Raw genomic sequence first — 18,672 nt, forward strand, 5'->3', positions numbered from 1 at the left:
ACCCGCCGCTCATGCGCGCGCAGATGGTCGACCGGCTTGCCGCCGATCGCGACGCTGCCGCCATCCTGGTTCTCCAGGCCGGCAATGATGCGGATCAGGGTGGACTTGCCGCAGCCGGACGGGCCGACAAGCGTGAGGAACTCGCCCTCGGTGATCGACAGGTCGATGCCGTCCAGCACCTTGGTCGATCCGAAGGATTTGGCGATGGACGTCAGATCGACTGCTGCCACCTTTCGCCTCCTGTTTGAGCCCTGATCGGGTTGTCCCCGTCTCGGGCGTGGTCTTGTCGTTGGGCCGGCGTCAGGCCGCGCGGGGCGGGTAGACCTCGTGGATCACGTCATCGATCCAGAGCGTCTGGAGCGCGGTGATCTCGTGGATCGCGGCCGAGAATCCGGCCCCGTCGAACTCGTAGACGACGGCGCCGAGGCTGGTGGCTCCGGCCATGCCGGGCTGGAGCGCAGGCCCAACGACGAAGCCGGAGGAGGGCCCCCAGATATAGCGCGTGTCGTCGAGCACGAGATCATGCGCGCGGTGCAAATGGCCGCTGGCGACGATCGCGACCTCGTGCTTGCGGACAAGTTCAAGGAGCTTGGCGCGGGGTGCCGGCGGCACGCTCCAATAGCCCATGTCGCCCTCCTCGGGCGCTTCGATGAACAGCGGCCGGTGCAGGAACCAGGCGATGCGCCGCTCTCCGGCCTGCTGCATCTGCTGCTCCAGCCAGGCGAGCTGGCGTGCCTCGTCAGAGCTGTCGCTGCCGAACAGCATCGCGTTGAGGCCGATCAGGCGCCAGCTCTCGAGATCGCGCACCCAGCGGTCGGTCCCGAAATGGCTCTGCCAGCGTGCCAGCCGCTCGGCATTGACCGGCTGGTGCGGATGATATGCCTCTCCGACATCATGGTTGCCGGGCACGCTGAGCACCGGCACGCCGAGCCCGGTGAGCAGCTCGGCGCAATGGCTCATGTCCTCGTCCTGGTCGGCGCCATCGACGGTGACGTCACCGGTATGGATGACGAGATCCGGCTTCTGCTCGACGAGCCACGCCCTGAGCGGCTCCCAGTTGCAGGCGAAATGCCGCTTGGTCGGACTGAGATGAGTGTCCGAAATCTGCAGGACACGCAGCATGGGCTTCCCTCCGCTAGCGCCTCCCTGGACGGGAGGTCGTGCCGCTCTCAGGGGGTCGACCCGCGGCGGCTTTGCAGTGGACCATACAGATGAATTTTTGATGACACAAATGTATTTCAAGGCACGCCGCAGCCGGCGTCGGAACGCAGGGCGATCGGGCGGCGGCGCGCCTGCGGCGGGCGCTAGCGCTCCCGAAAAGTCTTGGCGATCTGGTCCATCAGTGGCTTGACGATGAACTGCAGCGGCGTGCGGTCTTCGGTCTTCACGAAGACGTCGGCCTGCATGCCGGCCGAGACGCGGTGTGGTGCGAGGCGCGCGAGCTCCCCGGGCGCGATCGAGACCCGGACGGTGTAGAAGCTCGCGCCGCTCTGCCGGTCGAGGCTGGTGTCGGCGGAGATGCGCGAGACCTTGCCGTTGAGCTCGGGCGTGGTGCGCTGGTTGAAGGCGCGGATCCGGACCAGCGCGGCGCGTCCGAGGCCAATCTGGTCGATATCGGGCGGATTGACCCTCGCCTCGACCTGGAGGCCGTCCTCGGCCGGGACGATCAGCATGGCCGGGTCCGCCGGCGTGATGACGCCGCCAATGGTGTGGACCGCGAGCTGATGCACATAGCCCGCGCTCGGCGCGCGGATCTCGACGCGCTTGAGCTGGTCCTCCGCGGCGATGCGCCGTTCGACCAGCTCCGCGCTCTTGCCCTGGATCTCGCGCAGCTCCTTCATCACCTCTTCGCGCAAGGCATCGTCGATCTGGATGATCTGGAGCTGCGTCTCGGCGATCTTGCCCTCGGCCTGCGCCACCGCCGCGATCAGCTGGCCCTTGCGCCCTTCGAGATTGGCGGCCTCGCGGTCGAGCGCCGCCCTGCGGCTGAGCGAGACGAGGTTCTTCTGGTAGAGGTCCCTGACCCCGAGCAGCTCTTCGTCGATCAGGGTCGCCTGGCGGTCGCGAGCCTTCTGCTGCGCCCTGAGCCCGGCGATCTCGTCCTCGAGCTGGCCGACGCGCCTGGCGAGCTGCGCCTTCTGGCCGTCGCGCGCCGCGCGGCGGGCAGTGAACAGGTTGCCTTCGGCCGTGACCAGCTCGGTGATGGCCGGCTCCTTCAGCCGGCCGGCGAGCTCGGGATCGACCGTGACGCTTGCGCGGCCGTCGCGTTCGGCCTCGAGGCGGGCACGGCGGGCGGCGAACTGATCGAGCTGCTTGGTGACCACCTGGAGATTGGCGCGGGTGACGGTGTCGTCGAGCCGGATCAGGACGGCATCCTGCTCGACCTTGTCGCCGTCGCGGACCAGGAGCTCGCCGACGATCCCGCCGGTTGCGTGCTGGACCTTCTTGACGTTGCCGTCGACCACGAACTGCCCGCTGGCGACGACCGCGCCGGACAGCGTCGTGGCGACTGCCCAGACGCCGATCGTGCCGGCGAACAGGGCGATGCCCGCGCCGCCGAGCAGGGCAAGCCCCCTGAGCGAGCGCGTGAACTCGGTCTTGTCGTTGGCGCTGCTGGTCATGGCGTCATCGTCTGGCGCTGGACGCTCGGCAGGCCGCCGCGCCGCATCACCTTCTGCAGGATTTCTTCCTTCGGCCCGAATCCCTGGATGCGGCCCTCCGCCATCACCGCAATCTGATCGACGCCGGCGATCGCCGTCTGCCGGTGCGTGACGACGATGACGATGCCGCCGCGCGCGCGGATGCCCTTGACGGCGACCGTCAGGGCCTCGTCCCCGTCATGGTCGAGATTGGAATTGGGTTCGTCGAGGACGACGAGGAAGGGATCGCCATAAAGGGCCCGCGCCAGGCCGACCCGCTGGCGCTGGCCGCCGGAGAGTGTCGCGCCGTCCTCGCCGATGCGGGTGTCGTAGCCCTTCTCGAGCTTGAGGATCAGGTCATGGGCGCCGGCGGCCTGGGCCGCGGCGACGATCGCCTCGTCGGAGGCCTCGGGCTCGAAACGGGCGATGTTCTCGGCGACCGTGCCGTCGAACAGCTCGATATCCTGCGGCAGATAGCCGATATGGCGGCCGAGCTCCTGCGTCGGCCATTGCTCGAGCGCCGCACCGTCGAGGCGCACCTCGCCCTTGAGCGGGCGCCAGACGCCGACCAGCGCCCGGACCAGCGTCGACTTTCCCGAAGCGCTCGGCCCGATGATGCCGAGCCCCTGGCCGGCATCGAGCTTGAGCGACACCCCGTGCAGGATCGGCGCCTGGCGGCCGGGCGCGGCGACGACCAGGCCGCCGGCCGAGAGCTCGCGCCGAGGTGCGGGCAGGGCGGTGCGGTCGCGGTCGAGGAAGGCGGGCGCGTCCAGCACCTTTCTCAGGCGCTCGATCCCCTGGCGGGCCGCGACGAAGCCCTTCCAATGCGCGACCGCGATCTCGATCGGCGCCAGCGCGCGCGAGGTCATGATCGAGGCGGCGATCATCGCGCCGCCGGAGAGCTCGCCCTGCATCACCAGATAGGCGCCGAGCCCCAGCACCGCCGATTGCAGCACCATGCGGAAGACCTTGGCGAAGGCGCCGATTCCGCTGGTCGCGTCGGCGCCCGCGAGCCAGTCGCGGATATGGCGCAGATTGGCGTCGCGCCATTTCGCCTGGAAGGCGCCGCCCATGCCCATCGCCGTCAGCGCTTCGGCATTGCGGCGGCTGGCCTCGACGAGGGTGTGGCGCGCCAGCCCGCTCGTCATTTGCGCGGTCGTCGCCTCGCGGCTGCCGAGTTCGGTCAGGAAGGTCAGAAGCAGGATCACGATCCCGCCGCCGATGGCGAGCCAGCCGAGCCAGGGATGCAGCAGGAAGCAGCCGGCGAAGAACAGCGGCATCCACGGCATGTCGAACAGGGCGGTCGGGCCGAGCGAGGCCAGGAAGCCGCGGGCCTGGTCGAGGTCGCGGATCGGCTGCATCGCCTGGTCGGCGCGCAGGCCGAGCAAGGGCAGCTTCTGGGCCGCGGCGAAGGCCGAGGGCGAGACCTGCTCGTCGAACCGCGCGCCGATCCGCGCCAGCATGCGCACCCGGATCGCATCGAGAAAGCCCTGCAGGGCATAGGCCGCCAGGAGCAGCAGCGAGAGCCCGACCAGCGTCGCGACGCTGCGCGAGCTCAGAACCCGGTCATAGACCTGCAGCATGTAGAACGAGCCGGACAGCATCAGGAGGTTGATCAGGCCGGAAAATACCCCGACCGCCAGGAACGCCCCGCGACACGAGGCCAGCGCCGAGGCGACGATCGAGGCTGAACGGGCGGGCGGAGAACGACGGATCAAGACAGGGCCTCGTCCAAAACCGAGAGAGCTCCGAGGCTCAAAGCAAATCTACCCGGCGCCGACAACATCGACGCCGGCCGGGACACCAAGATTATCACAGCGGAACTACGCGAACACCAAATCATTCGCGCCGGATTTCCCCTTCGGCATGCTCTTTTGCCTGATCGTATTGCTGTTGTCGTGGATGAGCAATCTACCCGAGCGGAGTAGGTCGCCGGTCGTGCGCCCCGCTCCGGCCCGGCGCAACGGTGCCCGCGATCGGCGCTTGCGACTCATTCATATTATAATATGATCTTCTCATGAGCCGCCCGCCGAATTTCCATTCGCATCTCGTCGACCAGCTCGGCCGCATGATCGTCGGCGGCCAGATCGGCCATGACGGCGCCTTGCCGCGCGAGGACGACCTAGTGGCCCGGTTCGGCGTCAGCCGTACCGTGATCCGCGAGGTGACGAAGACCTTGCAGGCGCTCGGCCTGATCACGACGGGGCCGCGCGTCGGCTCGCGCATCCAGCCGATCTCGGCCTGGCGGCTGCTCGACCCGCAGGTGATGGACTGGATCACCGATGCCGACCTGGCGCATGGCTTCGAGCGCGACCTGCTCGAGCTGCGCGGCATGATCGAGCCGGCCGCCGCGGCGCTTGCCGCCGAGCGCGGCACGCCGGAGCAGATCGAGGCCGTCACCACGGCTTTGGCGGAGATGGCCGGCTCGTCCGACAAGGCCCGGCACGAAGCCATGGATTTCCGCTTCCACGAGGCGATCCTGCAGGCTTCGGGAAACATCCTCCTGATTCAGCTCCAGCCCGTCCTGCATGCGGTGCTGAAGGCCTCCTTCCGGCTGTCGATGCATGATCATGAGCGTGCCCAAGCCTCGGTCGCGATCCATCGCCATGTCGCGAGCGCGATCGCGGAGCGCCGGCCCGACCAGGCGCGCGAGGCCATGGTCGCGCTGCTCGGCATCGCACGGGCCGATATGGAGCGCGGCCACGCGCGAGCCGGACAAGCTGCGGACCCGGAACGAGGTCTGACCAGAAAAACAACAGAGGAAGCGCAGAATGCTCGCCAACGCAGAGAGATGGGTCTTACGCGGGCTTGAGGCCGCCCTCGTCATCCTGCTGGCCGGGATGGTGGTGATGGTCTTCGGCAATGTCGTGCTGCGCTATGCCTTCAATTCCGGCATCGACATTTCCGAGGAGCTGTCGCGCTATTTCTTCGTCTGGCTGACCTATATCGGCGCCGTCGTCGTGATGCGCGAGAACGGTCATCTCGGCGTCGACACGCTGGTCGGCGCTATCGGCCCGCGCAAGCGCCTGGTCTGCATGGTCGTCAGCGACCTGATCGTGCTCGCCTGCTGCGTGATGCTACTCGACGGCACCTGGAAGCAGCACGAGATCAACGCCAGCGCCGTAGCCCCGGTCACCGGGCTGAGCATGGGCTATGTCTACGGCGTGCTCTACTTCGCCGGCCTCGGCATCGGCTTCATCACGCTGTCCCGGCTGATCCGGGCGCTGACGGGCAAGCTCGGCGAGTTCGAGCTCGCCGAATTCGCCGGCGACTATAGCGGCAACCCCTCGCATGACCTGAAGGGGCACCTGGAATGACCGTCGCCATCTTCCTGCTCTCGCTTTGCGGGGCGATGGCGCTCGGCATGCCGATCGCCTTCGCGCTGATCGTCTGCGCGGTCTGCCTGATGCTCTGGCTCGGCGTCTTCGACACCCAGATCATCGCCCAGAACATGATCGTCGGAGCCGATTCCTTCCAGTTGCTGGCGATCCCGTTCTTCCTTCTCGCCGGCGAGCTGATGAATGCCGGCGGGTTGTCGAAGCGCATCGTCAATTTCGCCCTGTCGCTCGTCGGCCATCTCCATGGCGGCCTCGGCTATGTCGCGATCTTCGCCTCGATCATCATGGCCTCGCTCTCGGGCTCGGCCGCGGCCGACACCGCCGCGCTGGCCTCGATCCTGCTGCCGATGATGCGCCAGGCCGGCTACGACACCGGCCGCTCCGCCGGCCTGATCGCGTCCGGCGGCATCATCGCGCCGATCATCCCGCCCTCGATCGGCTTCATCGTCTTCGGCGTCGCCGCCAACCTCTCGATCACGAAGCTCTTCCTGGCCGGCGTCGTGCCCGGCCTGATCATCGGCCTCTCGCTGGTGATCGCCTGGTTCATCGTCTGCCGGCACGACAAGATCACGGTCCTGCCGCGGCGCAGCGGCAGGGAGCGGCTGCAGGCGACCTGGGACGGCGCGCTCGCCTTGCTGATGCCGATCGCGATCCTCGGCGGCATCCGCTTCGGCATCGTCACGCCGACGGAGGCAGCCGTCGTCGCGACGGTCTATGCGCTGGTCGTCGGGATGTTCGTCTATCGCGAGCTCAAGGTCCGCGACCTCTACAAGGTCACGCTGATGGCCGCGAAGACGACGAGCGCCGTCATGCTGCTGGTCGCCGCCGCCGTCGTCTCGGCCTGGCTGATCACGCAGGCCAACATCCCGGCCGAGCTCTCGAGCCTGCTCGCGCCCTTCATGGAGAACAAGACGGCGCTGCTGCTCGTCATCATGCTGCTGGTCATGGTCGTCGGCACCGCGCTCGATTTCACGCCGACGGTGCTGATCCTGACACCGGTGCTGATGCCCGTCATCAAGCAGGCCGGCATCGACCCGATCTATTTCGGCGTGCTCTTCATCATCAACAACGCCATCGGGCTGATCACCCCGCCCGTCGGCATCGTGCTCAACGTCGTCTGCGGCGTGGCGCGCATCCCGATGAGCCTCGTCATCCGCGGCGTCTGGCCGTTCCTCGTCGCCCAGACGCTGGCGATGCTGCTGCTCGTCTTCTTCCCGCAACTCGTGACCGTTCCGCTCGCCTGGCTGAGCGGTCGCTGATCCCAATCCACAACAAGGCAAACAGGGAGAACGTCATGCTCAAAACCCGTCTCGTCTCGATCTTGGCCGGCGTCGCGCTCGCCGCTCTCGCCGGCTCGGCCCAGGCCCAGGTCAAGGAGCGCAACATCCGCGTCTCCAACGGCATCAACGAGGACCACCCGGTCGGCAACGGCGTCGCCAAGATGAAGGCCTGCATGGCCGAGAAGTCGGGCGGCAAGCTCAAGCTCCAGGCCTTCTGGGGCGGCGCGCTCGGCGGCGACCTGCAGGCGACCCAGGCGCTGCGCGCCGGCACGCAGGAGATGGTGATCACCTCCTCCTCGCCGCTGGTCGGCATCATGCCTGAGCTCGGCGTCTTCGACCTGCCCTTCCTCTTCACCAACGAGAAGGAGGCCGACGCGATCCTCGACGGCGCTTTCGGCAAGTATATCGCCGAGAAGCTGCCCGCCTTCGGCGTCGTCAACCTGTCCTACTGGGAGAACGGCTTCCGCAACCTGACCAATTCCAAGCGCGCGGTGTCGAAGGCTGAGGAACTGACCGGCCTCAAGGTCCGCGTCATGCAGAACAACATCTTCCTCGACAGCTTCAAGAGCATGGGCGCCAACGCCACCCCGATGGCCTTCGGCGAGGTCTTTGCGGCGCTGGAGACCCACGCCATCGACGGGCAGGAGAACCCGCTCGTCACCATCGATACCTCCAAGCTCTACGAGGTGCAGAAATACCTGACGATGACGCGCCACGCCTATACGCCGTTCCTGGCGCTCTACTCCAAGAAACTCTGGGACCAGCTCTCGCCCGAGGAGCAGGCGATCCTGACCGACTGCTCGATCGTCGGCCGCGACGAGGAGCGCCGCGTCTCGCGCGAGCTCAACGACAAGTCGCTGGCGAACCTGAAGAAGCAGGGCATGCAGGTCTCCGAGGTCGCTCCGGCCGAGCTGACCAAGATGCGCGAGGCAACGGCTGCGGTCTATCAGCGCCACGAGGCGACGATCGGCAAGGAGACGATCGAGCGCCTGAAGGCCGACCTCGCCAAGATCCGCGGCTCGAACTGATAGGGAGAGTCCCCGGAGCCGCGCCAGCGGTTCCGGGGGCGTCCGCCATGCGCATCGCAACAATCGAACCCTTCATCCTGCATATTCCGGTCACCGGCGGCTCGATCGCCGACTCGACCCATCGCATCAGCCATTGGGGCGTCGTCGGCGCGAAGATCGTCACCGAGGACGGGCTCGCGGGCTACGGCTTCACCGGAACCCATGCCGACCTCGCCTCCGACCGGCTGATCACCGCCTGCATCCGCGACTGCTACGCGCCGCTGCTGATCGGCGAGGATGCCTCCGAGATCACGCGGCTCTGGCTCAAGCTCGCCCGTCATCCCGCTCTGCAATGGGTGGGTCGCGCCGGCATCACCCAGCTTGCGCTCGCCGCCGTCGATGTCGCGCTCTGGGATCTCAAGGCCAAGGCGGCCGGCGTGCCGCTCTGGCACCTGCTCGGTGGCGCGACGAAGCCGAAGCTCGACGCCTACAACACCGATATCGGCTGGCTCTCGATCCCGAAGGACGAGCTCGTCGAGGGCGCCCGCATGGCGGTCGAGCGCGACGGTTTTCGCCGCATCAAGATCAAGGTCGGGCATGCCGATATCGGCACCGATATCCACCGGCTCGAAGCCGTGCGCCGTGCCGTCGGCGACCATGTCACCATGGCGATCGACGGCAACGGCAAATGGGACCTGCCGACCTGCAAGCGCTTCTGCGCCCGCGCCGAGGGGCTCGACATCTTCTGGTTCGAGGAACCGCTCTGGTATGACGATGTCGGCTCGCACGCGGCGCTGGCGAAAGCGACCTCGATCCCCGTCGCGCTCGGCGAGCAGCTCTATTCGCTCGACGCTTTCCGCGCCTTCGTCGCGGCCGATGCGATCCATTACGTCCAGCCCGACGTGACCAGGCTCGGCGGCATCACCGAGTACATCCAGGTCGCCGAGCTGGCGCTTGCCCATCGCCTGCCGGTCGCGCCGCATGCCGGCGAGATGAGCCAGGTCCATGTCCATCTCGCCTATTGGCATCAGGCGACGCCGCTCCTGGAATACATCCCCTGGATCAAGGACGCCTTCGTCGAGCCGGCCGATGTCGTCGACGGCTGGTTCCTGCGCCCGCAGCAGCCCGGCGCCGGCACCACCCCGACCGCGGACGCTTTCGCCCGCTTCGCCCAACCCCTTGCATGAGCAGCATTCGATGAAGATCACCGCCGTCGAGACCATCCGCCTGACCGAGTTCGGCAATATCGTCTGGGTCAGGCTCCATACCGATGACGGGCTCGTCGGGCTGGGCGAGACCTTCATGGGCGCCGCCGCCGTCGAGGCCTATCTGCATGAGAGCGTCGCGCCGAAGCTGCTCGGCCAGGACCCGCTCCAGATCGAGGCCCGCAATGCGAGCCTCGGCAATTATCTCGGCTGGCGCGGCTCGGGCGTCGAGACGCGCGGCAACTCAGCCGTCGACATCGCGCTCTGGGACATCTACGGCAAGGCGATCGGCCAGCCGATCTCGGTCGCGCTCGGCGGCCGGGCGCGCGAGACGATCCGCACCTACAACACCTGCGCCGGCTACAAATATATCCGCGACACGCGCTCGCAGGCCGTCGCCAACTGGCATGTCGGCGAGCAGGGCGGCCCCTATGAGGACCTCGAAGGCTTCCTATACAGGGCCGACGAGCTCGCCCATTCCCTGCTGGAGCAGGGCATCACTGGCATGAAGATCTGGCCCTTCGACATTGCCGCCGAGCGCTCGGCCGGCTGGGACATCACGCCCCAGGAGCTGAACACGGCGCTCGAACCCTTCCGCAAGATCCGGAAGGCCGTCGGCGACAAGATGGACATCATGGTCGAGTTCCACTCGCTCTGGAGCCTGCCCATGGCCAAGAAGCTGGCCGAGCGACTGGCCGAGTTCGACACCTACTGGCACGAGGACCCGTTCCGGCTCGACAATGTCCAGGATCTCGGCGAATACGCCCGCCATTCCAAGGCCTGGGTCTGCGCCTCCGAGACGCTGGCCTATACCCACTCCTTCCGCGACTATCTCGAGACCAAGGCGGCCGGCGTCGTCATGCTCGACCTGTCCTGGTGCGGCGGGCTGTCGGAGGCCCGCAAGATCGCCGGCATGGCGGAGGCCTGGCACACGCCGGTCGCGCCGCATGACTGCACCGGCCCGGTGGTCTACGCCGCCTCCTGCCATTTCTCGCTGCATGCCCGCAACGCGCTGATCCAGGAATCGGTGCGGGCCTTCTACACGGGCTGGTACACCGAGCTGGTCACCGAGCTGCCGAAAGCCGAGAACGGCATGATCACGGTCTCCGAGGCGCCGGGGCTGGGGCTCGAGCTCCTGCCCGATCTGGACCAGCGCCAGGATGCGATCGTGCGCTTCAGCCGGCTCGGGGAGGGGTGAGAGGCAACTGGGGCGGGCCTATTGCGGCTTGATCCCCGCCGCCGCGATCGTCCTGGCCCATTTCGCGCGGTCCTGGCCGATCGTGCGGGCGAACTCCGCCGGGCTATTGCCGATGACCTTGCCCTGATTGCTGAAGCTCGCCGCGACCTGCGGATCCTTCAGCACCGCGCCGATCTCGCGGTTGAGCTTTTCGACGATGGCGTCCGGCGTCTTGCCCGGCGCCAGCACCGCGAACCAGGTGTCGACCGTGAAGCCCGGCAGCCCGGCCTCGGCCATGGTCGGGATCGCCGGCGCAAAACTCGCGCGCTCGTCCGCCGTGATCGCCAGCGCCCGGACATGGCCGGCCTCGACCGCGCCGGCGACGCCGATATAGGTGTCCATCATCGCCTGGACCTCGTTCGAGGTCAGGGCCGGCAGCACCGCGGCGCTGCCCTTGTAGGGGATATGCACCGCCTTGACGCCCGCCGCGGCGAGGAAGGCCTCGAAGGCGAGATGGGTCGAGGTGCCGTAGCCCGGCGAGCCGAAATTCAGCTTGTCGGGATTGGCCTTGGCGTAGTCGATCAGGTCCTTCAAGCTGCGGAAGGGCGAATCCTTGCCGACCAGGATCACATAGGGCGCCGACGACACGATGGTGACCGGCTTCAGGTCCTTCTCGATGTCATAGGTGAAATTCTTCTCGAAGCTCGGATAGACGGTGAGCGTCGCCGTGGCGAACAGCAGCGAGAGCCCGTCCGGCGCGGCGCGGATGACGTTCTCGGTGCCGATCACGCCGCCGGCGCCCGGCCGGTTCTCGACGATGACCGATTGCTTCAGCCGCTCCGTGAGCTTTTGCGCCAGCAGCCGCGCCATCGTGTCGGTGACGCCGCCGGGCACATAGGGCACGACGATCTTGACCGGCCGGTCCGGATAGCCGGACTGGGCCGCTGCGATGGGGTTCAGCCCGGCGAGCGCGCCGCCGGCGATCATCATGGTGCAGAACTGGCGTCTTAGCATCGTCGTTTCCTTCCCGTCTTTTTCTTGGCTGCCTGCTAGACCGGCGCCCAGCGGAACACGTCGGTGATGCGCTCGAGCGGCGTCAGGGACGCTGCCCAGGCCGTCGGGACGCGCTCCGCGAGCGCCTGCGCGGTCCAGCCTTCGGCCGCATGGAGCATCCGGACCGGCCGGTGCTGGCCATACAGGTAGAGCTCGTTGCCGCGCGCGCCGATCACCTGGCCGTTGACGCCGGCTGCGGCGTCGCTCGCCAGGAAGACGGCGAGCGGCGCCATCTGGTCGGGCTGCGAGGCGGCGCGCGAGCGCGCCAGGATGGCGAGGTCCGCCTCCGACATCAGATGCCGCCGGCTGCCATCGGTGAGCTCGGTCATCCGGCTCGTGCTCGACGGCGCGATGCAGTTCGAGCGCACGCCGTCCGCCGCCATGTCGAGCGCGAGCGCCTTGGACAGCCCGACGAGGCCGAGCTTGGCCGCCGCGTAATTCGCCTGGCTGGTCGAGCCGATCAGGCCGCTCGCCGAGGTCATGTGGACATAGGCGCCGGCGCGCTGCCGCCGGAAATGCGGAGCGGCCGCCCGGCTGAGATTATAGGAGCCGTCGAGATGGACGCCGATGACGGCGCGCCAGTCGCCGGGCGTCATCTGGTCGAAGCGCGCCATCCGGATGATGCCGGCATTGTTGACCACGACGTCGATGCGCCCGAAGCCGTCGAGCGCGCGCTCGACCATGGCGCGCGTCGCGACCCGGTCGGTCACGCTGCCCTTGTCGGCGATCGCCTCGCCTCCCGCGGCGGCGATCTCGGCGACGACGGTGTCGGCCGGATCGTGGCCCTCGCTGTCGCCCGCCACCGAGACGCCGAGATCGTTGACGACGACCTTGGCGCCGGCGGCGGCCATTTGCAGGGCGATGGCACGGCCGATGCCGCGCCCGGCGCCGGTCACGATCGCGACCTTGCCCTTCAGCAGGGCGCCTGGTTCGGAGTTCTCGGAATTGGCGCTCATGCCTCGGCCTCAGAATGCGTCATGGATCGTCTCGCCGGCCGGTACGAAGGCGCCGGCCCAGGGGCGGGCGAGCCCTGCGGCGAGGCCTTCGGCGCGCCAGCCTCCGTCGCGATGAAGCACCCGCAGCGGCCGCGGCTGGCCGAGCAGGTGGATGCCGCCCCCGCGCAGGACGAGGATCTGCCCCTGGATGGCGCTTGCCGCCTCGCTCAGCAGAAAGGCGGTGGCGGCTGCGGCGTCATCCGCCCCGTCGAACAGGCCGAGGCAGTTCGACCTGACGCCGGACTCGGCCAGGTCGAGCGCGATCGAGCGCGAGAGCCCGGCCGCCGCCATTCCCGCTGCCGCGACCGGCGCGTAGCCGTGGTCGCCAATGAAGGCTGCGGCAGGCACGAGATGCACGAAGGCGCCCCGGCCGCGCGCCACGAAATGCGGCGCGAGCGCCCGCGCGACGATGAAGCGGCGATGCAGCCCTTCGGTCAGCCCGGCGTCCCAATCAGCATCGTCGAGCTCGGCGAAATCGCCGGTTCGCGCCGTGCCCGGCAGCGTCACCACGGCATCGACGGCGCCGCCGGACAGGATTGCACTGCCGAGCGCATCGGGATCGTCGCCCGGCGGAGCCGGCACGATCTCGGCGCCCAGCGCGTGCAATCCGCCAGCCAGCGCCTCGCGCAGGCGCGGCGCGCCATCGCCCAGCACGATGCGAAACCCCTCGATCATGATGCGTCCTCTTCGAATACGACGTCGCGCTTGGCGCGGATCGACGGCAGCAGCACCGAGATGAGCAGCAGCGCCGAGAGCGCGAGCAGTCCGGCGCTGATCGGATGCTGCAGGAAGATCAGCGGGTCGCCGCGCGAGATCGTCAGGGCGCGCCGCAGGTTCTCTTCCATGAGCGGCCCCAGGATGATGCCGAGCAGGAGCGGCGCCGGCTCGCAGCCGAACTTGGTCAGCAGATAGCCGACGACGCCGAAGAGCAGCATCACGCCGACATCGAGCGTCGAGGAGTTCACCGTGTAGACGCCGATCGAGCAGAGCAGGAGGATGGCGGGGAACAGCACCGCATAGGGGATGCGCAGGATCCAGACCCAGACCCGGATCATCGGCAGGTTGATGACGAGCAGCATCAGGTTGCCGATCCACATGCTGACGATGACGCCCCAGAAGATATCGGGCTGCTTGGTCATCACGCCTGGGCCGGGCTGGACGCCGTGGATCATCAGCGCGCCCATCATTAGCGCCATGATCGGGTTCGACGGGATGCCGAGCGTCAGCATCGGGATGAAGGAGGTCTGCGCGCCGGCATTGTTGGCGCTCTCGGGCGCCGCGACGCCTTCGATCGCGCCCCGCCCGAACCGTTCAGGGTGCCGGCTGATCCGCTTCTCCAGGACATAGGCGGCAAAGGAGCTCAGAAGGGCGCCGCCGCCGGGCAGGATGCCGAGGATCGAGCCCAGCATCGTCCCGCGCAGCACGGCCGGCGCCGCCTGCTTCAGGTCCTGCCGGGTCGGCATCAGGCCCTTGATCTCCTGCTCGATCTCGTTGCGGCTGACCCGCGCTTCAAGATTGCGAATGATCTCGGCGATGCCGAACAGGCCCATGGCGACGGGCGCGATGTCGAGCCCGTCGGCGAGCGAGGGGATGCCGAAGGTCAGGCGCTTGATGCCGCTGTCGACATCGGTGCCGACGAGGCCGAGCACGAGCCCGACCAGGATCATCAGGATGGCTCTCAGCACCGAGCCATGGGCGATGACGACGGCGGCGACCAGCCCCAGCACCATCAGCGCGAAATATTCCGGCGCGCCGAAGCGCTGGCCGAGCGCGCTGAGCGGCGGCGCCGCCACCGCGATCACCAGCGTCGCGACGCAGCCGGCGAAGAACGAGCCGAGCGCCGCGATCGCCAGAGCCGGGCCGGCGCGGCCCTGGCGCGCCATCTGATAGCCGTCGATGGCGGTCATCACCGCGGAGGATTCGCCCGGCAACCGGCACAGGATCGCCGTGGTCGAGCCGCCATATTGCGCGCCGTAATAGATGCCGGCGAGCATGATCAGCGCGCCCGTCGGCGGCAGCGAGAAGGTCAGCGGCAGCAGCATCGCGATGGTCGCGAGCGGGCCGAGGCCCGGCAGCACGCCGATGAAGGTGCCGAGCAGGGCGCCGACGAAGCAGTACATGATGTTCGCGGGCGTGCCGGCGACCTGAAGGCCGAAGGCCAGGTTCGAGAGGATCTCCATCAGGGCCAGACCTTCACCGGCAACCCGAGCAGCTCCACGAAGAGCAGGAGCCCCGCCGCCGTGATCGCGACCGCGAGCACGAGCGAACGGACCGGCCGGACATCATGCGCGGCAGCCGTGCAGACCAGGACCGCGACGAAGGAGGCCGGCGCCAGGCCCGCCCGCTCCATGAGCAGCGCGAACAGGCCGAGCGCAAGGCAGACCATCACGAGCGGGCGCAGCGCCGGCCGGCCGATCGCTTCACCGCCGCGCATGAGCCCGCGCAGCAGCAACCCGGCCGAGACAAGGACCAGGCAGCCGAGCACGAGGCGCGGCATATAGCCCGCGCCGACGCGAAACCCCTCGAACAGCGGCAGATCGGCGAGCTGCCACCAGGCGAAGCCGGCGAAGGCGAAACCCAGGCATCCGAGAACGGTGTCGCCGTTGAGTGGGGATGTCGCCGCTCCGGACGATCGGCTCTCGGTCATGTGGCGGTCGCCTCCCTGTGGCGATGGGACGTAAAGCGAGGTGTCGGCATGGCGGAGGGCCATGCGCCGCCGCGCCGGTCGGAGAAGCTAGCGCTGCGGCAGGGCGGCTCAAGCCGCCATTGCCGGCGATGATCGTTGCAGAAATCGGAAGGGTCGGTCTCGCGCGATGTTATTGCGGCTCGATCTTCGCAGCCTCGATCACTTGCCGCCAGCGGGCGATGTCCTGGTCGACGCGGGCGCGCGCCTGCGCCGTCGTCTCGATGTTCGGTACCACGCCGATCTCGGCGAAGCGGGTGACCAGCGTCGGGTCGGCCAGCGCTGCGCGCAGCTCGGTGTTGAGCTTTTCGACAATGGCTGGCGGCGTCTTCGCCGGCGCGAACATGCCGACCCAGATCGTGACCGAGAAATCCTTGAGGCTGCCTTCCATGATGGTCGGCACGTCCGGCAGGCCGGGCCAGCGCCGGGTGTCGGTCACCGCCAGCGCCTTGAGCTTGCCGGCGTCGATCAGCGGCTTGGAGGCCAGGGTGTCGAACACGACCTGGACCTCGTTGGCCGTCAGGCCGACGATCGAGGGGCCGCCGCCCTTGTAGGGAATATGGACCATGTCGATCCCGGCCGCGGCCTTGAAGCGTTCGCCGATGAGATGGCCCGAGGAGCCGACGCCGGCCGAGCCGTAATTGATCTTGCCGGGATTGGCCTTCGCATAGGCGATGAACTCGGCCAGCGTATTGGCCGGCAGCGAGGGGTGCGCGGCGAGGACATAGGGGCCTGTCGCCGCGATGCCGACCGGCACCAGGTCCTTCTGCACGTCATAGGCGAGATTCTTCTTGAAGCTCGGATCGACGGTGATGACCGAGGTGTGGAACAGCAGCGTGTAGCCGTCCGGCGCGGCGCGCACGACATGCTCGGTGCCGATCGAGCCGGCGGCGCCCGGCTTGTTCTCGACGACGACGGGCTGCTTCAGCCGCTCGCTGATCTTCGCCGCGATCAGGCGCGCCGTCGGGTCCGTCGTGCCGCCGGGCGGATAGGGCACGACGAGCCGGATCGCCCGGTCGGGATAGCTGGCGGCGGCATCCTGCGCCTGGGCCGGCCCGGCAAGACAGGCGATGAGGCTGGCCGCGAGCAGGGCCGGGGCGATCTGGAACGATGGAATCGACGGCATAGAGCGTTCTCCCGTGAGCAGGCTGTTCTGGCCCGTGATCCGGACCCCGCCATTGCGCGCAAGGCTAAGAGCGCTCATCCCCGCCTGAAATCGGCGAGATGGGAAACCATCCTTGCACTGTGTGCAAAGAGCAGGCTTAGACGCTGCGTTCGTCCGCCGCCTCGACGAGGTTCGGCACGCCGATCGTGCAGCTATGGATGGCGATCGCTGCCGCGAGCTGGATCACCTCCATGATCTCGCCGGCCGAGGCGCCATGGCCGAGCGCGCTGCGGATATGCCGGCGCACCCCGGCCTCGTTCAGCGTCGAGGGCGAGACATTGACGGCGATGGCGATGAAATCCTTGACCTTCGGCGCCAGCGTGCCGCGCTGCCAGGGGCCGCCGACGAATTTCAGGAAGGAGCGCAGATAGGCCGGATCGAGCGCCAGGAACGCGTCGCCATAGGCGGGCCAATGGCCCATCACCGCGACGAATTCCTGTTTCAGCTTGCGCTGGTCGTCGCTCAGCGGCGCCTGCGCGACATCCTCGCCGCGAACCGCCTTGAGCTCCTCGGCGAGGATGCGGACGCCGAGCACGGCGCTCTCGCCGCCGAGCCCGGCCGTGAGCTGGACGACCTCGATCACCTCCGCCGGCGTCGCGCCCTTGTCGAGCGCGAACTCGATATGCCGTCGCATGCCGCGCTCATACATATGCGACACCGCCGCATCGACGGCGATATAGATGAATTCCCGCACCTTCGGTTCGAGCAGCCCCGTCTTCCAGGGCTGAGACAGGAAGGAGAGATAGGCGTCGAGGAAGTCGGGGTCGTGCTGCAGCAGGCCCTCATGGAAGGGGTGCCAATAGCCGCGTTCCGCGACGATCCGGTCTTTCAGCGCCTGCAGGGCGGGTGGCAGGGCAATCTCTTCGGCGGGCAAGATCCGGTCCTTCCATGGCGCGATGCGTCGGCGACCCGACTATCGCGGCATGGATCGGAGCGGTCGCCCCTCCCGGCTGAGAACCACCCTTTCACGATGCGTAAGCGGCTCGTCCGTCATCGCGAGCGCCGCGACACCGCCGTCATTGCGAGCGCAGCGAAGCAATCCAGGGGGACTGCGTGCTGCCCCTGGAACAATCCGGGGGGCCTGCGGGCGGCCCGTTTTTTGCTTGGTCGTTTCCGCTCCTCGCAATGACGGCCCGACTCCGCCCTTATGTTCGCACCGACACGCAACGCGTCATCCCGGCCAAGCCGCGTCAGCGGCGCAGAGCCGGGATCCATGCCGGAACGCAACTCTCGCCAGGCTCAGGCATGGATCCCGGGTCTCCCTTCGGTTGCCCGGGATGACAACTCGGTATGGGCTAGCTGCGATATTCGGGCTCCTCGCGGTCGAGCGTGCGCCGGACCGAGGCCAGATGCAGCGCCGCTGATTCCGCGTCACCGGCGCGCATCTGGTGATAGGCCGCCTCGGCGATGGCCGGCGCCACCGGCCGGACCTCGCGCCCGGTCGAGAGCGCCAGCGTCTGCACCTCGCAGGCGCGCTCGAGATAATAGAGATCGTCCCAGGCTTCCGCGATGGTCGGGCCGAGCACCATCACGCCGTGATGCTTCATGAAGACGATGTCGGCGTCGCCGATCGCGCCGGCGATGCGGTCGCCTTCGCGCTCGTCGAGGGCGAGCCCGTTATAGTCCCGGTCCACGGCGGTGCGGCCGTAGAATTTCAGCGAGGTCTGCCCGGCGAAGATCAGCGGCTCGCCCTCGGTCATCGAGAGCGCCGTCGCATAGGGCATATGGGTGTGGAAGGCGACCTTGGCGCGCGGGATCGCCTTGTGGATGCGCGCATGGATGTAGAAGGCCGTCGCCTCGGGCTGGCCCTCGCCGGAGACGACATTGCCGTGGAAGTCGCAGATCAGCAGCTTCGAGGCGGTCAGCTCACGGAAGGCATAGCCGTAAGGATTGACGATGAAGAGGTCGTCATAGCCCGGCACCAGCGCCGAGAAATGGTTGCAGATGCCCTCCTCCAGCCCGTAGCGCGCCGCCATGCGGAAACAGGCGGCGAGGTCGGCCCTGGCCTCGCGCACCGCCTCGGAATCGAGCGCGGGCTGGTTCGGGCCGGGCGTAGTCGCAGCGCTCGCGATGCCGGGCTTGAGGGAATGGGCCATCAGGTAACTCCGGGCTCTGGAAGAACGAATGTCG

18 protein-coding genes are annotated in these 18,672 nt (G+C 68.0%); 6 read left to right on the forward strand and 12 right to left on the reverse strand.

What is annotated here, in order from left to right:
• The 4 genes from ACTIF2_RS23275 to ACTIF2_RS23290 form a co-directional block, all read right to left on the reverse strand.
• On the reverse strand, positions 1–230 hold a 230-nt coding region (locus ACTIF2_RS23275; RefSeq protein ID WP_439499511.1), incomplete at its 3' end, for an ATP-binding cassette domain-containing protein.
• Between the two features lie 70 nt (positions 231–300).
• A complete protein-coding gene (locus ACTIF2_RS23280; RefSeq protein WP_439499512.1) occupies positions 301–1,122 on the reverse strand; it encodes a metallophosphoesterase family protein in 822 nt (273 codons plus the stop codon).
• A gap of 182 nt (positions 1,123–1,304) precedes the next feature.
• The gene (locus ACTIF2_RS23285) at positions 1,305–2,621 is read right to left on the reverse strand and encodes an HlyD family type I secretion periplasmic adaptor subunit (RefSeq protein ID WP_439499513.1); all 1,317 of its coding nucleotides are present in this window, start codon (positions 2,619–2,621) and stop codon (positions 1,305–1,307) included.
• Positions 2,618–4,357 (reverse strand): type I secretion system permease/ATPase, encoded by a 1,740-nt coding sequence (locus tag ACTIF2_RS23290; protein WP_439499514.1) that lies wholly within the window; start codon positions 4,355–4,357, stop codon positions 2,618–2,620. Before ACTIF2_RS23290 ends, ACTIF2_RS23285 begins: the two co-directional genes overlap by 4 nt.
• 299 nt (positions 4,358–4,656) lie before the next feature.
• Between ACTIF2_RS23290 and ACTIF2_RS23295 the strand changes: the two genes are divergently transcribed.
• From ACTIF2_RS23295 to ACTIF2_RS23320, 6 genes are read left to right on the forward strand one after another with little or no spacing between them, the layout of a single operon-like run.
• On the forward strand, positions 4,657–5,451 hold the full coding sequence (locus ACTIF2_RS23295; protein ID WP_439499515.1) for a FadR/GntR family transcriptional regulator: 795 nt from the start codon (positions 4,657–4,659) through the stop codon (positions 5,449–5,451).
• Positions 5,411–5,956, forward strand: a complete 546-nt coding sequence (locus ACTIF2_RS23300; protein WP_439499516.1) for a TRAP transporter small permease — start codon at positions 5,411–5,413, stop codon at positions 5,954–5,956. Before ACTIF2_RS23295 ends, ACTIF2_RS23300 begins: the two co-directional genes overlap by 41 nt.
• On the forward strand, positions 5,953–7,236 hold the full coding sequence (locus tag ACTIF2_RS23305; RefSeq protein ID WP_439499517.1) for a TRAP transporter large permease: 1,284 nt from the start codon (positions 5,953–5,955) through the stop codon (positions 7,234–7,236). The genes ACTIF2_RS23300 and ACTIF2_RS23305 overlap by 4 nt, the downstream gene beginning before the upstream one ends.
• Positions 7,237–7,271: 35 nt before the next feature.
• Positions 7,272–8,285 (forward strand): TRAP transporter substrate-binding protein, encoded by a 1,014-nt coding sequence (locus tag ACTIF2_RS23310; protein ID WP_439499518.1) that lies wholly within the window; start codon positions 7,272–7,274, stop codon positions 8,283–8,285.
• A 47-nt stretch (positions 8,286–8,332) separates the two neighbouring features.
• Positions 8,333–9,451, forward strand: coding sequence for a mandelate racemase/muconate lactonizing enzyme family protein (locus tag ACTIF2_RS23315; RefSeq protein ID WP_439499519.1), 1,119 nt, complete (start codon positions 8,333–8,335; stop codon positions 9,449–9,451).
• Positions 9,452–9,461: 10 nt separating this feature from the next.
• Entirely contained in the window at positions 9,462–10,667 is a 1,206-nt protein-coding gene (locus ACTIF2_RS23320; protein ID WP_439499520.1) for a mandelate racemase/muconate lactonizing enzyme family protein, read from the forward strand.
• Between the two features lie 18 nt (positions 10,668–10,685).
• Here ACTIF2_RS23320 and ACTIF2_RS23325 read toward each other — a convergent pair whose 3' ends face one another.
• The 8 genes from ACTIF2_RS23325 to ACTIF2_RS23360 form a co-directional block, all read right to left on the reverse strand.
• Positions 10,686–11,660 carry a Bug family tripartite tricarboxylate transporter substrate binding protein gene (locus tag ACTIF2_RS23325; protein WP_439499521.1) on the reverse strand — a complete coding sequence of 325 codons (975 nt, stop codon included), beginning with the start codon at positions 11,658–11,660 and terminating at the stop codon, positions 10,686–10,688.
• A gap of 35 nt (positions 11,661–11,695) precedes the next feature.
• Entirely contained in the window at positions 11,696–12,655 is a 960-nt protein-coding gene (locus ACTIF2_RS23330) for an SDR family NAD(P)-dependent oxidoreductase (protein WP_439499522.1), read from the reverse strand.
• 9 nt (positions 12,656–12,664) lie between these two features.
• Positions 12,665–13,369: an SDR family oxidoreductase gene (locus tag ACTIF2_RS23335; RefSeq protein WP_439499523.1), complete on the reverse strand. Its 705-nt coding sequence runs from the start codon at positions 13,367–13,369 to the stop codon at positions 12,665–12,667.
• Positions 13,366–14,874 carry a tripartite tricarboxylate transporter permease gene (locus tag ACTIF2_RS23340; protein WP_439499524.1) on the reverse strand — a complete coding sequence of 503 codons (1,509 nt, stop codon included), beginning with the start codon at positions 14,872–14,874 and terminating at the stop codon, positions 13,366–13,368. Before ACTIF2_RS23340 ends, ACTIF2_RS23335 begins: the two co-directional genes overlap by 4 nt.
• Positions 14,874–15,341: a tripartite tricarboxylate transporter TctB family protein gene (locus ACTIF2_RS23345; RefSeq protein ID WP_439499525.1), complete on the reverse strand. Its 468-nt coding sequence runs from the start codon at positions 15,339–15,341 to the stop codon at positions 14,874–14,876. Before ACTIF2_RS23345 ends, ACTIF2_RS23340 begins: the two co-directional genes overlap by 1 nt.
• Positions 15,342–15,510: 169 nt before the next feature.
• Positions 15,511–16,503: a Bug family tripartite tricarboxylate transporter substrate binding protein gene (locus ACTIF2_RS23350; protein ID WP_439499526.1), complete on the reverse strand. Its 993-nt coding sequence runs from the start codon at positions 16,501–16,503 to the stop codon at positions 15,511–15,513.
• A gap of 136 nt (positions 16,504–16,639) precedes the next feature.
• Positions 16,640–17,416, reverse strand: a complete 777-nt coding sequence (locus tag ACTIF2_RS23355; RefSeq protein WP_439499527.1) for a carboxymuconolactone decarboxylase family protein — start codon at positions 17,414–17,416, stop codon at positions 16,640–16,642.
• 421 nt (positions 17,417–17,837) lie between these two features.
• Positions 17,838–18,638, reverse strand: coding sequence for an aldolase (locus ACTIF2_RS23360; protein ID WP_439499528.1), 801 nt, complete (start codon positions 18,636–18,638; stop codon positions 17,838–17,840).
• Positions 18,639–18,672: the final 34 nt, after the last annotated feature.

Source organism: Allobosea sp. (genome assembly GCF_051860145.1).
Taxonomy (GTDB): Bacteria; Pseudomonadota; Alphaproteobacteria; order Rhizobiales; family Beijerinckiaceae; genus Allobosea.

Bases quoted from the DNA above. Each gene is read 5' to 3' on its own strand.
- ACTIF2_RS23280 (WP_439499512.1), bottom strand. From the start codon at position 1,122: ATGCTGCGTGTCCTGCAGATTTCGGACACTCATCTCAGTCCGACCAAG.
- ACTIF2_RS23325 (WP_439499521.1), bottom strand. From the start codon at position 11,660: ATGCTAAGACGCCAGTTCTGCACCATGATGATCGCCGGCGGCGCGCTC.
- ACTIF2_RS23330 (WP_439499522.1), bottom strand. From the start codon at position 12,655: ATGAGCGCCAATTCCGAGAACTCCGAACCAGGCGCCCTGCTGAAGGGC.
- ACTIF2_RS23300 (WP_439499516.1), top strand. From the start codon at position 5,411: ATGCTCGCCAACGCAGAGAGATGGGTCTTACGCGGGCTTGAGGCCGCC.
- ACTIF2_RS23315 (WP_439499519.1), top strand. From the start codon at position 8,333: ATGCGCATCGCAACAATCGAACCCTTCATCCTGCATATTCCGGTCACC.
- ACTIF2_RS23360 (WP_439499528.1), bottom strand. From the start codon at position 18,638: ATGGCCCATTCCCTCAAGCCCGGCATCGCGAGCGCTGCGACTACGCCC.
- ACTIF2_RS23320 (WP_439499520.1), top strand. From the start codon at position 9,462: ATGAAGATCACCGCCGTCGAGACCATCCGCCTGACCGAGTTCGGCAAT.
- ACTIF2_RS23310 (WP_439499518.1), top strand. From the start codon at position 7,272: ATGCTCAAAACCCGTCTCGTCTCGATCTTGGCCGGCGTCGCGCTCGCC.
- ACTIF2_RS23295 (WP_439499515.1), top strand. From the start codon at position 4,657: ATGAGCCGCCCGCCGAATTTCCATTCGCATCTCGTCGACCAGCTCGGC.
- ACTIF2_RS23340 (WP_439499524.1), bottom strand. From the start codon at position 14,874: ATGGAGATCCTCTCGAACCTGGCCTTCGGCCTTCAGGTCGCCGGCACG.
- ACTIF2_RS23305 (WP_439499517.1), top strand. From the start codon at position 5,953: ATGACCGTCGCCATCTTCCTGCTCTCGCTTTGCGGGGCGATGGCGCTC.
- ACTIF2_RS23345 (WP_439499525.1), bottom strand. From the start codon at position 15,341: ATGACCGAGAGCCGATCGTCCGGAGCGGCGACATCCCCACTCAACGGC.
- ACTIF2_RS23285 (WP_439499513.1), bottom strand. From the start codon at position 2,621: ATGACCAGCAGCGCCAACGACAAGACCGAGTTCACGCGCTCGCTCAGG.
- ACTIF2_RS23350 (WP_439499526.1), bottom strand. From the start codon at position 16,503: ATGCCGTCGATTCCATCGTTCCAGATCGCCCCGGCCCTGCTCGCGGCC.
- ACTIF2_RS23335 (WP_439499523.1), bottom strand. From the start codon at position 13,369: ATGATCGAGGGGTTTCGCATCGTGCTGGGCGATGGCGCGCCGCGCCTG.